Here is a 12,701-nt window from a genome sequence, read left to right as displayed (position 1 = left end):
GACAGCAACGCCCCGCATACAGAACAATGCTAAGATGCCCTCCAATTGGACATTCCATATTGTGGAGTGCTTCAGGGGAGGAAGTCAATCAAAATCAATACTTATTTGGGGAGATTCCCCGCCGGAGCCGCAATTGCGGTTTGAAAAGAGTGGAAAACCAGGACGAGAACACTCCAAGTCAAATGAGTTGGTTTGATGACGCATCCGACGGGGCAAAAATCCCAAGCGTCTCATTCCGGGAAAACGTATGGCTTTCAGGTAGGCCGAAATCTGTGTCAGGAAGCTGCCGCATTGAAGGGTTGAGAGACGCCAACCGACGCTAGTTTAGAGTTAGCGGACGGATTTTTTTGGGCATCCTGCAGGCCCTTAGCTTGCGCGTTTCGGAATCTGGCTATCTCCAACTTGCCTTGTAACAAACCACAGATTCCTCCGCTTAAAGTGCTAGAGGCCGTCTTCCTGGCTTCGCCTAATGTGGCAAGGTCATGCCGCACTATGCTTCATGAAAGGAGCTAAAAATGTTGAGTTCACTGAAATCTCGCCGCCTGGTTGTATTGTCCGCCGCCGTTGCTGTTTTCGCCGTCTGGGCGTTTGCCCAGGGGGAAGCCGACGCCCGCGTCCCCACTGGCCCGCGTTTGGACAGCGCATCAGTCGGTTGTGGACAGGTCCAAGACAAGTATGACAAAGCTGTTAGGGACCTGGAAAATGCCTCCAAGAACGGAACCCAAGCCCAGTACGATGCCGCTTTGGAAAACTTAAAGTCCATTATTCAGCAATGGAACGGTTCGCCTTGTTCACGCACTTTTGGCAGCCTTATCTACCGCAAGAGCCCGGGCGGGAAGGTAAATGGAGCGACTCCGACATTGGCCGAGCCCAATGCGAACAGCGGCACCTCCACCGGCGGTTCACCAAACGGCGGCAACAAAGGTGCCGGCAAAACCAAGAGTATGCTGAAGCGAAATCGATCCGCGAGCTAGTAGAACCATTGGATCGTCCAACTCGAGCCGGGCGTCACCGAGACGCCCGGCTTTAGGGTTGCGCAACCGGCGGTTCGCCTACCGGACTGAGCATTCTTACGAGGCTTGGGCTTGAGGGTTTAACTCACCGAATCAACAAGAGTGGATTGATGGCACTCGTCGACATTAGTCTAAATACCGCAATATCTTCGCACCACACTGTTTCTAAACCCATGTCATCAGCCATGGTGGCAGACTGCCATCGAATCGACGCCGGTTGAGACACCCTTATAGATAGTTCTACCCCGCATTGGAGTCAATTCTCACCCGGATTTAGAGTGACCGTTTGGGTGCGGAGGTGAATCCGACTTCGCTCACTTTGGCAACTGGAGAACTCGCTGAGGGTGCATCATTCTCAGCGGCTAAGGGTTTCGGTGAACTGCAAGAGGTGTCCTCGCCGAAACCACACCGCTGCAGGTTAAAGTCTGCGCCTTGCTCCAAGTGAGACAGATTCTGTTCAGCGAATCGAACTTGCAGTAGCATTCGTTTGATGTCGTAATCAGCAACAGATTTATTGACCAGACGGTTCTGTTCACGAGCCTCTGCAAGCTCGGCCTTGGCAAGTCTTAGACAAGTGCGGGCGTAAGCAATCGAGAGATTGTCTTCTGGCATGTTTTCGGAAGGGGAGTTTCGCGGCGCCGGAGATACGCTGTCACCGCTGTCGTCACCCTGCTGTTGAGTTGTCGCAGTTGAGCACATCGCTAACACAACGAGTGCGATCGAAATACGAAGCGTTTTTTGAATGAACATGATTCAAGTCCTCCTTCTCCCAAATGTTGACTTCAGAATTCCACTTTGCCCGCCAACCACAGCTGGGGCGACTATTCGAGGACATCGCACGCACGAAGTCGCTGTTTCGTCGGATCTCGGCATAACATGCAGACATGAGATCACCACGCTAAACCACAGCTAGACTAGTTCCAATTCATGGAGTCCAACAGCAACTGTGGAGAATTAGGCGGATGAAATTCATCGCGATATTTGTTTTGGTTAACAAATACACATAACTCAACTGGCCTTTCTCCAACGCAAAACTCTGTGAAACAGCACGGCCAGCACATGAAATAAAGCTGGTGCGGCCAGCATGAAGACAATTGGGTCTGGAAGCTGATTGACACACATCCGGCACCAAATCCAGTAACCGGCCATTGCAAAAAGTGCTAAAATGCTGCCTGAAAGCTCAAATCGATTCTTCCAGGCGAGCAAATAGCCGACAAAAACGAGCAAGATCAGCAAGATTTGCATCCATTGGGCTATCACAAGGTTGGCGGACAATCTCGGATCGGTGAGAAAACCAACCGCGAACAGGATCGCGGCAGCGACCGATCCCCAACGGGCAACCGAGCGATTCACTGTTTCGAATTCAGACAGGGACGAGGTATTCATCACACACCTCCTTCTGCCTTGACGGCGTAGCGTAGAGAGTCACTGGTGACTCTCATGTTCGCGCAAAAAAAACTTCCACATGAGTCGTCCTTATTGTGCGAATCTTTCTGACGGTCGTGATGCACCTTTCACAGAGAGAAAGCATAGAGTCCCGACAGGGCTGCCACGAGCGTGGTCGCAAGCAACAGCGCTCGGAGACTGAATCGCACTTCGTGGGTTCGGAAATACCAATACATGATTCCAGGTGTTGCAAAACCAATAGGTCCGGCTAACCACACGAAGCAACCGGCCAGAAACCCCCTGTAGTATTCATAATTGTCATGGTACTTGAGTCCGAGATTCATCAAGAATGTCACACTATACATCAAACCCGCAATACCACCTGCCAGCATCAAGAAGGCGATGCCGAGGAAAATCAGCGCCTTGTTTAATGTCGATTTCGGATGATGAATCGCTAGATTGGTCATGGTTCACATCTCCTCGTAGACAATACCCAGCTCATCTGCCTTCGCTTCATCCGCCCTTGCCTTTTCGAATTCACCGAGGGAGTAGTACGCAGACCCCCGCGCGGCATAGATCACGGCATTTTCGGGATCGAGTTCGATGGCTCGATTGAAGTCGGGAATCGCCTTTGCGTCTTCGTATTTAGCGCAATACAATAAGCCACGATGGTAATATGCTTCCGCATTGCTTGGATCGATTCGGGTGGCCTGATTAAGATCAGCAATTCCTTTGTCATAGGTCAGAACATGCCCACGTATCTTTCCGCGTGCGGTGTATAAGTGCGTGGACTGTGGGTTGATGCGGAGTCCGGTGTCACAGTCCTCGAGTGCTTTTTCGAATTCAAGCAGCATGGCCCAGGAGGATGCACGAGCACAATAGTAGAGGTCATTATCAGGATCCAACCGAAGTGCCTCACTATAGTCGGCTATGGCCTTTCGATACTCTTTTTTGTCAGACCAGCAGACACCGCGGCCGGCAAAAATGCTCGCTCGCCAATAGTCGTCCGCATCGAGTTTCAGGAACCGTGTGTATGACTGAATTGCTTTATCAAACTCGCCCTGATCTCGGCATAGCACGGCATTTCTAACATAGGCGAGTTTGTGGTCCGGCTTGAGGCGAATTACATTGTCAAGCTCTTGAATGGCGAGTAGATTCTCTCCGCGGGCTTGATGGATTTCGCTCCGGCCCCAGTAGGCACTCCAGAGTTCAGGATCGTACCGTATCGCTTCTCCAAAGTCTTGTAAAGCTTCGTCGAGCTGCTCCAACTTGAGACGTATTCCGCCACGGAGGACATGAGCTTCTGCACTCCCGGGATACAACTTGAGGCTCGCGTCGAGATCGGCGAGCGCCTGCTCATATTTCTCCAATTGGTAGAGATTCTGGCCTCTGTAGTAATGGGCCTCACTGTTGTCAGGCTCTTTTTGAAGAACGACGTCATAGTCCGCGACGGCTTTCTCAAATTCACCTAATTTGGAGAGCAGTTTGGCGCGAAATTCGTAGATATAAGTGTGATGAGGAGCCAAGCGGATTGCCTCATCGAAGTCACGCATAGCTTTTTGTAGATTTCCGCGCGATTGATGCACCAGTGCGCGCCCATAGTAGGCTTGCGGTAAATTTGGATCGAGTCGGATTGCTTTGTCATAGGCTTCATACGATTCTTCTAGTCTCCCCTGATCTCCATAAATGGCACCTCTTAGCCAGTAACCATGAGCCGATTCGGGGGCAAGCTTGAGAAATGATTCGCAATCCACAAGAGCTTTATCTAATTCCCCTTGCAATTGCAACGTGACGCCGCGACGAAAATAGGCGATCGAATATGTGCTGTCTTGGCGAATGACTTCGTTGTAGCAGTTGAGTGCCTCGTGGAAGTCGTGGCGACGATCGAACTCGTCGCCCCGTGCCATAAGTTGCTTCAATTGGTCATGAGAAGCAGGAGGTGCTTGCAGAGATTCTTGTGACTCTGCACGAGAGAAATCGCAATGTACCAGAGCATTGAGAACTAGTAAACTTAAAACGCTAAGCAGTCGAACTGCCATTGCGAAGAGCCGATTCACTAACTCCGCTTCTTGAGATGTCAATCCTAATGTTTTTGAGGAATTCGCGTTCATCGAACACCTCCTCTTCTTCTGCATGTAATTATAGGTTTACTCGAGCAGAAAATCTACATCTTGACTCGTCGAATAGATCCTAAGTTTTGGTCGAGGATGGATATAGCTCTGCAGGTTGCGTGTCTTGCTAGGTGAGTGGCTCGATAGCGAGAATCATAGCAATCCAGACTCCGTAACCGATGCAAATCGCCCATATAAGTCTCCCCTGCCAGAGTGGCAATATGGTTGCCACGGCGAAATATGAAGTAAACTGTTGAAACACATATATAGGATAGCAACAGTCAACTCGGTCGTTTTGAAGTAGTTGGGATTACAGCTTCGCCGGCCGGATTTTGTGATTCAACTCTTAGCAGATTCTTATTTACTCTCCTAGGTTCGATTATTCGTTGTCCCTTTATTCCTTCAGTTCAGATTCTCCGACCTCAGCGGCACCAATTAAATCATCCGCAAATGTGCTATCGATAATTCTTCATCGAGCGTCTGCTTTTCCTGCACGATCACGTCCAATTCACCATGGTCGACCCAGCACCCTAAGCATTGATCACAGCGATCAATCCTAACCGGCCGCAAGATTGTGTAAGTTATCTGTTGCAGTCGACCGTTGGGGCACCGTGGGCACCGCATATAACCTGCGACCGCGTCGGTGTTGTTGACTATCTCATCAACCTCCTCCCGAAGATGACTTTCGACATCGGCAAGTTTCAGCCCACAGACTGCCTCCAACTCATGAAAGTCGAGCCAGATTCCTGCACATTCAGGGCACTTCTTGAGTCGAATACCGTCGATCTTGGCTCTTGATAGTCGCGAGCCGTCACGTGGACATTTCATCACACACCTCCTTTCCTTCATCGAACCGAAGAACAGATCAAGGGTGTGGGTTCAATTATTGTACAACTAAATATCAAGGCGACCATTTGAGAACCGCTGCTAGCGCGTCCGACGGTCAATCATGAAAGTATCGATGGAAGAACCGTCGGCGCTAACTACACGGGTCATCACAACGCTAGGTTAATGGCCGGGGCACTCGCCTAGTTGCCCAGCGTTTTGACCATCCCCACTTTGGGCGACAGCCGAGTCGCAACTACGACTGCCGCCCATGCCATTTGCTATCGCATCATGTTCCTCCGTTTCTAGGTTATTCTCCTATTAAAGACTTTGTTGATTTCGATGTGACATGGGTCCCCGCATGCAAGCGAACGCGAATCCTACCAGTAGCAGCAACACCGTTGCGGGCTCGGGGACCGCAAAGAAGACAAAATCGTCGAAGGTTGCGTCGGCCCGAGCGGGTATCGTATTGCCTAACGCCTTGTCTGACGAGAACCCGAGCATCCCGCTGAGGATCGGATCGGGGTCGATCCAGTCGAACTGAGGCAGTGCCGGTTCCATTTCACCCATTTTCCAGACCTTCCCAGTAATGCGGGGCCCGATGGCCCCCAACTCCACATTCCAGTCCTCACCGGGAAGATACTCAATGCCACTCAGCCAGATATTGGTTTCGACTCCATTGACGAACTTACTCATGAAGAACATCCCGTCTAACTCTGGCATCTGCCCAGGCGGCTTGGCGAAGCCAAACAGCAGGTACCCTGTTACCGTCGCTAGGTCGGCCCGCAGCAGGATCGACGTGCTGTTCTGTTGCTCGTCCGTCCGGATCTTCGCCCGCAGGTAGCCATTTGAGTACAGCGGGTCGGTCGAGGCGTTCCACAGGCCGAACATGGCAGTCGTCGCGAAGGGCGTCCCCGGCGGGACCAGCTCGCTCCCCGAGTGGTACACCCGCAGGGCGCCGGAACTCGGGTCATAATCGCCCGGACCCCAGGGTTGGCCGGCAGATAAATCAGCTAAGGTCCAACCAGGCAGGGCTGGATTCATGTGGTCGAAATCATCAATCGGAATGACTTGCCCCTGCAGACAAACAGGCATGCCCGCCAGCAGTCCAGCAGTCGCCAAACATAAAATTGCCTTTTTCATCAGATCACCCTCCTATTTAACAGGAACTCTTTAACACACGATTCGACCACATTCATTCAAATGGAGTAGCATGTTACCTCAATGTGAAAGCGGTCAGTTTTCTGTCATGAATGGTCCTCCCATGGGTTGTTAAAGTTTTCTCAGGGCAAGTGCTGCCGAAGAGGCCAGCGACAGCAACACAATGGTCGCCGGCTCGGGTATCGCTGCTCTGCTTTCCGACAGTGGAGTGGGTGTGCCGTAGTTTGCTTGCCAATCACCAAGGCTGCCGATAGTGGGGTCGCGTTGCCACGCCAGGAAATCCGCCCCATCGACATCGCCGTCGAGGTCGAAGTCGCCCTCAATCGGTGGCTGAACCATCACATCGCTTAATGCCATGCCGAAACGCCACTCATCCACAGAAGCAGCGGGGCCGAAGTCTTGCGTAGCGACGCTAAAACGTCCCATGGTCTGATCGAGGTTGAGTCCGGGGAACGCCTGACTTGCGACCTCAACGGACGAGCCGTTATAGATCGTCGCGGTCACCGTGTCGGGTCCTGACGTGGTGAAGTCGTATTGCAGCAGAGCAAAGAAGGTTTCATCAACCGGCACTTGGCCGGCGCTGAGGAGTTGCGTGATGCTTGCCCCAGGACCACTGAAGAACGAAATGCCGCCGTCAACGAAGCCGATCCAGGTCCCATCAATTGAAAAAATGCCTGTTTCTGCGTGTTGTGCACGGCCCAGTCCGGCGAGAAGATCGACACGTGTCGATGGGGCGTTCTTTCCAAGCAGCAAGCTCATGTAATACGTTCCGTCGACCGGCGTATAGTCAATCTCGCGACTTAAATTTCGAGCCTTGCCCCCCCCAACAGTACCGTCTTGCGTGAAGGAAACCAACTGGCCGTCAAAAGTATCTCCGGGGGTCAGTGGGTGCGTCAAGCCACCAGGGACGACCACCATGGAACCTGTGGATGAAATGCCCCAAGCACCAACGAAGCCGCTCGCGCCGACCGTGGGATTCTGGTTAAAGATAGATGTAAAAGCAACATAGTCGTTGCCGCCGGCCGTCGTGGCGAAGGAATCGCTCGCAATCGGCGCGGCGTGGGATAACATCCCCAACAATGTGTTGCATACGAACGTTGTCAAGAAAATAGATGTAGTTTTCATCTCTGCTCTCCTTATTTGCCAAGGGTGCGCTGGTCACTCACGCTTAGCAACTCTAGCCAAACGCTGAGTTTTGCCTCCAGCACTCCGGTGGTTGTCGCTCCCACCGAAGTGCCTCATATAGTTACTCGTAAACCGTCCAAGTTTTCCGACATTTTTCGTTGAAAGCTACGAAAGCTTTTATTCAGAGCCTCTATCGATCCCATCAACAAGTGGTGGGCAGGTTGGCGCTCGGGTGGGCGGAATCGCTCACTTTCCCCTGCAAGTTATTACACCCACCTGAATAGGCACCCATGATGCCAAAGGTACAAGATTTGCGACTACGAATGAGTAGATAACTTGGTTGTGACTCTATCGATCAAGGTGCAGGCCAAGAGTGCCTGCCGACCAATGAACAGCGGGTCCATCACGCACTGGATCGAGCGAGTTAAAACGGGGAGCGAAAGTGTCGCTGAGAAGGAGTTGTGGGACCGATACTTTTTACGCTTGGCCGCCTTGGCACGCCGGAAGCTTGACGACTTGCCGCCGCAAGTTCGCGACGACGAGGATGTGGCTCTTAGCGCGCTGAACACTTTCTTTACGCGTGCCAAGGACGACAACTTCCCCCAACTGCACGACCGCAGAGACCTCTGGCAGCTTCTCACCAAGATTACTGTCAGAAAAACCGCTGATCTGCGTCGCAATACGCTCGCACAAAAGCGAGGATTCGGTCAATTGCTGGACGATTCTCTCAACGATGAGTATTTCAAGAATCTAGCAGGGAATGAACCCACGCCGGACATGGTGGCCGCAATCAACGAAGAGTGTTGCCGCTTGATGGAAGTATTGGAGCCATCTCTGCAAACAGTGGCTCGGATGAAACTAGAGGGCTACACCAATCGCGAAATTGCAAAATCGATTGGAAGAGTCGAACGTACGGTCGATCGCAAGCTCGACTGCATCCGACAGATCTGGTCGAAAGGGGTCGAATTACAATGATTCCAAAGCGGACTGCGGACCCTAACGAAATCACTCAGACCCATCTGCTCCACAAACTCGACCAGATTTGTGATCGTTTCGAGGAGGCATGGTGTGATGGGCTGCACCCCCTCATCGAGGACTATATCGAGGGTCTGCAGGAACCGCTTAGAACACGCCTGCTCCAAGAGCTCGTCGCGCTGGAGGTCTCTTATCGTCGCGAGAGTGGCCAGACACCAGTTGCTTCTGAGTATGAATCAAGGTTTACCAACGATACTGCAATCGTCCGCGAAGGTTTAGGCGTTTGCAGGTCGACCGCGCAGGTCGAGACAGGTCCCCTCGATCGTACTGAGATACCCTCGCTTTACTTAGACATTCGTTGCCCCAGTTGCAATGCGCCGACGCAGGTGGCTGTTGACACGCCGCTTACCGAACTGATCTGCAAACGTTGCGGAATTCATTTCAGCCTGGTAGATCAAAGTCATACCACACAGAGAGCGCCTCCGCTCTCACAACTCGGGAGATTCGAACTTGTCGAGCGTTTGGGGGTCGGCAGCTTCGGAAGTGTGTGGAAGGCGCGGGATAAGGAACTCGACCGCATGGTCGCCATTAAGATTCCACGCCAGGGTATGATGACCTCCGAAGAGAAAGAAAGATTCTTTCACGAAGCCCGCGCTGCCGCCCAATTGCACCATCCCAATATCGTGAGCGTCCACGAAGTTGGCCGCGATGGAGAATCGATTTATATCGTCAGTGACTTTGTTCACGGCTTAACGCTCAGCGATTGGCTCACCGACCAAAAGCTGACTGGCCGAGAAGCAGCCGAGTTATGTGCGAAAGTTGCTGAAGCCGTGCACTATGCTCACGAGCAAGGTGTGATCCACCGCGACCTCAAGCCAGCGAACATCATGATAGACGGCGATAGGGAGCCACACCTTATGGACTTTGGCTTGGCACGCCGTGATATGGGAGAGATGACAGTTACGATTGACGGGCAGCTCCTCGGCACTCCCGCCTACATGTCACCCGAACAGGCCCAAGGCGAAGCACATAAGGCCGACCGCCGCAGCGACATTTACTCTCTTGGTGTGATCCTGTTCCAACTTCTCACGGGCGAGCTACCATTCCGCGGAAACACCCGCATGCTGATTCACCAGGTAATCAACGACGAGCCGCCCAGCCCCAGAAAGCTGAACGCTAATGTTTCACACGACCTGGAAACCATCACACTCAAGTGTTTGGAGAAAGAACCCCAGGAGCGGTACGCTAACGCCAGGGAGTTGGCTGATGAGCTGCAAAGATATTTGCGAGGAGAACCAATCCATGCACGGCCCTTGAGCCGACTGGAACGCTGCTGGCGATTATGCCAACGCAGGCCGTTGGTAGCTGGGTTGTCTGCGGCGATCGTCTTCTTGTTAATTGCAGCTACCTTGTCTGCAACGGTAGCGGCAGCCCGGTTTAGGTCCTTGGCTCTAGAGCGTGAACAGGCATTGGTGAAGGAAACCTCTGCCCGTAAGGAAGCCGAGGATGTGACTGATTTCGCCCTTGAGATGCTTCAGACACCGAGCCGATTCGACTCATTTTACGACTCGCAAGATTTCAGCGTTGCCGAGTTGTGTCAGCAAGCCAGTGTACGAGTTCGCGAGCGATTCTCCGGAAAGCCAGCGATTGCAGCTCGACTCCAATTTGCCTTGGCAAAGTTGTTATTCGATTTGGGTAAATTCCCGTCTTCGCAAAATCTCGCTAGCGAAGCCGCAGAGTTGTCTCAAGCGGTTAATGGTTCTGACTCGGAGACAACTCTGATGGCAGAGCGGTTGGTGGCTTCGTGTCTGCGTTTTCAGGGTCAATTCAAAGCTGCCCGCCTCAGGTACGAGGAACTCGCCACCCGGGCCGAACACACACTAGGGTCGCGTCATCCGGCCTACCTGCTTGTATGTACGGATCTTGCGACAGTCTACGCGGAACAACTACAGCCTCAGGCAATTGACTGGATTGAGAAGGTAATCCCCTACTACACAACTGCTCTGCCAGAAGAGCACCCAGATCGCAGGTTTATTGTAAACCGTGCCGGTTGGGTCTACTGCATGCTTGGAAAGTTTGAGCTCGGACGCAAGTATTTCGAAGAGACTCTACGTCTACGGAGAAAATACGACGGTCGACTGGCACATGCCACGCTTCGCGTCCAGCATGCCAATCTGGCATGGGCTTTAACTAATTTGGGACGCCACGAAGAAGCGATCACGAATCAGATAGAAGCGCTCCGTGTGTTCCAAGAAAAGTATCCTGATGACCCAAGTCGCTGGTTGTGGCCCCAAAGCTACCTAATCCACAGATACGTTTGTGCGGAACAATACGATGCAGCTATCGGCGCTGCAGTAGAATTCCTACAGAACTGCCGCAATTGCTTGGAAAATCCCGACAACCATGACAGTTGGACTGTTTGGGAATTACACGATGCTCTCTATCAAGCGGGCCATGTGTCGAAGGCAGAAGGGCTGTCCGAGCAAATCACTGAATGCCTGCGTCATGTCCTCGGCGAAAACGATCTTGCCGTACACCGCTCGGCTCTTCGTCATCTAAGGAGTGCTTCTCAGTACGATTCAATCGATGATGACGTCGAGCGTATTGTTAGCAAGGTGCAGAAGCTCTTTACAACCCAAAGGCAGTTACTAGGTGATGGGCATCCTCAAGTTGCCAAAATCGCAACTGTGTTAGCCAGTGGATTAGCCTTGACTTCCACGTCTACTCGGAGCCAATGGAGTGAACTTCTGGACTGGTCAGCTTCCGCGACAGCCAGAAAACCGGACGAATCGGAGATCCTTTATCAAGCTGCGATTGTCTCACTCGCCCAAAACAACTTAAGGGAGTACCGGCAACATTGTGCAGAGATGATGTCTCAATTTCGAGAGACTGGCGATGAGGCGATTGCAGAACGGGCGGTCCGTGCATGCGTTGCTGCGCCTGATTCCACGCCTGCTCCAGAAGAGGTTGTTCACTTGGCTCGCGTGACGGAGCAGCCCTGTCTTATAGGAGCAACTCTTTACCGAGCCTACGAGTACGATCAAGCTTTGGAGAATCTCAACGCAGCTACCGATGCTGGACACAAGTACGGCCCTTGGGATTATGCCTTCCGGGCGATGACGTTGCAGAAGCTAGATCAACCAGATGGAGCAAAGCAATCGTTTCTAATGGCCCAGCAGATTACAAGTCAAGTCAGCACGTGGCAAGAGGAGGTGGAAGTGGCGCATCTGATTCGCGAAGTAGAGGCTCTGCTGAAATCTGTCGAAGCGACAATGCCCGCAAGCGAATTGCATGGGCAGTGATACGACCTATCACGCGCGGCAAATCATCGAGACACTTCACAGGGAGTACGTCCATCGGCTACGTATCGACGGTGGACGAAACCACCATACCGAATCGCGCATCGGGCGCCCCCTTCGAACGCAGTGACAGTCACCTGATTCGCCGCGTCGGTGACGCCCACCTCTGTTTCTTTGGCAGAATCCCAACTCGCCGCGGATGCATCACCCGCGGGGGCTAAGGGCTGCAGCCAACTCGCATCGGTGTCAAATCTCGGAGGCCACCTCTGCGAGTTTGGCCACGGCGCAACTCGCTGGTGTTGGTCCAACGAGGCGGCAAAGGAGTTGGCCGAAGTGAGCGAGGTGTCCCCGCCAAAAAGAGACCGTTGCAGCTGACAGTTCGTCGCTCAGCCGCATGGGGCAAAGGGAAAAATGATGAGTCGAAGCGCGGGACAAGACATTGACTGGCTGGACCGAGAGCATTAACGCCCCATGTCGGCCTGCATCGAAGGATTCTGCCGTGCGTTGAGAAAGGGTCACCTTGTCCTTCGCATCACCCTTCATAAATCTCTGGCCCGCGATAGCGTTTGACCATGACGGGAGCCGACGCCCTATCGCGGATTCCGCCTATCAAGAGCAACGACCTCTGCCTCTGACAACCGCTGCGATCCGGAGCAGCAGTACACGAACCGAAGCGTGCTTACCACCCTACGCCGTCTCTCCGTGATACCGGCAGAAAGTGAACGGGCCTACTGACTGAACTTCGAGCCGTCTGTACGGAGACAATGAGCAGCGCGGACGACAAGGGCGCCATTCACACGGGGGTG

At 52.9% G+C, this 12,701-nt stretch carries 11 protein-coding genes; 3 read left to right on the top strand and 8 right to left on the bottom strand.

Going from position 1 to position 12,701, the window contains the following annotated elements; translation table 11 throughout:
- Positions 1-515 precede the first annotated feature (515 nt).
- Positions 516-974 (top strand): hypothetical protein, encoded by a 459-nt coding sequence (locus tag Pla144_RS08420; RefSeq protein ID WP_146449991.1) that lies wholly within the window; start codon positions 516-518, stop codon positions 972-974.
- Positions 975-1,286: 312 nt separating this feature from the next.
- Here the strand turns inward: Pla144_RS08420 and Pla144_RS08415 are convergent, their stop codons facing one another.
- The 7 genes from Pla144_RS08415 to Pla144_RS08385 all read right to left on the bottom strand — a co-directional run bounded on the left by Pla144_RS08415 (position 1,287) and on the right by Pla144_RS08385 (position 7,621).
- Positions 1,287-1,763 carry a hypothetical protein gene (locus tag Pla144_RS08415; protein WP_146449989.1) on the bottom strand — a complete coding sequence of 159 codons (477 nt, stop codon included), beginning with the start codon at positions 1,761-1,763 and terminating at the stop codon, positions 1,287-1,289.
- Between the two features lie 258 nt (positions 1,764-2,021).
- A complete protein-coding gene (locus Pla144_RS08410) occupies positions 2,022-2,399 on the bottom strand; it encodes a hypothetical protein (protein ID WP_146449987.1) in 378 nt (125 codons plus the stop codon).
- Positions 2,400-2,527: 128 nt separating this feature from the next.
- Entirely contained in the window at positions 2,528-2,866 is a 339-nt protein-coding gene (locus Pla144_RS08405) for a hypothetical protein (RefSeq protein WP_146449985.1), read from the bottom strand.
- Between the two features lie 3 nt (positions 2,867-2,869).
- Positions 2,870-4,510 (bottom strand): tetratricopeptide repeat protein, encoded by a 1,641-nt coding sequence (locus Pla144_RS08400; RefSeq protein WP_197530506.1) that lies wholly within the window; start codon positions 4,508-4,510, stop codon positions 2,870-2,872.
- Between the two features lie 435 nt (positions 4,511-4,945).
- Entirely contained in the window at positions 4,946-5,338 is a 393-nt protein-coding gene (locus Pla144_RS08395; RefSeq protein ID WP_197530505.1) for a zf-TFIIB domain-containing protein, read from the bottom strand.
- A 318-nt stretch (positions 5,339-5,656) separates the two neighbouring features.
- The gene (locus tag Pla144_RS08390; RefSeq protein WP_146449978.1) at positions 5,657-6,478 is read right to left on the bottom strand and encodes a PEP-CTERM sorting domain-containing protein; all 822 of its coding nucleotides are present in this window, start codon (positions 6,476-6,478) and stop codon (positions 5,657-5,659) included.
- Positions 6,479-6,607: 129 nt separating this feature from the next.
- A complete protein-coding gene (locus tag Pla144_RS08385) occupies positions 6,608-7,621 on the bottom strand; it encodes a PEP-CTERM sorting domain-containing protein (protein ID WP_146449976.1) in 1,014 nt (337 codons plus the stop codon).
- A gap of 342 nt (positions 7,622-7,963) precedes the next feature.
- Here Pla144_RS08385 and Pla144_RS08380 point away from each other — a divergent pair, with 342 nt between their 5' ends.
- Positions 7,964-8,596 (top strand): ECF-type sigma factor, encoded by a 633-nt coding sequence (locus Pla144_RS08380; protein WP_197530504.1) that lies wholly within the window; start codon positions 7,964-7,966, stop codon positions 8,594-8,596.
- Positions 8,593-11,898, top strand: a complete 3,306-nt coding sequence (locus Pla144_RS08375; protein WP_146449974.1) for a serine/threonine-protein kinase — start codon at positions 8,593-8,595, stop codon at positions 11,896-11,898. Before Pla144_RS08380 ends, Pla144_RS08375 begins: the two co-directional genes overlap by 4 nt.
- Before the next feature lie 243 nt (positions 11,899-12,141).
- Here the strand turns inward: Pla144_RS08375 and Pla144_RS08370 are convergent, their stop codons facing one another.
- The gene (locus tag Pla144_RS08370) at positions 12,142-12,438 is read right to left on the bottom strand and encodes a hypothetical protein (protein WP_197530503.1); all 297 of its coding nucleotides are present in this window, start codon (positions 12,436-12,438) and stop codon (positions 12,142-12,144) included.
- Between the last annotated feature and the right edge of the window lie 263 nt (positions 12,439-12,701).

It is taken from the genome of Bythopirellula polymerisocia (assembly GCF_007860015.1).
GTDB classification, from domain to species: domain Bacteria; phylum Planctomycetota; class Planctomycetia; order Pirellulales; family Lacipirellulaceae; genus Bythopirellula; species Bythopirellula polymerisocia.
The sequence above is the reverse complement of the archived record's forward strand: the minus strand, read 5'-3'. Positions and strand labels throughout refer to the sequence as shown.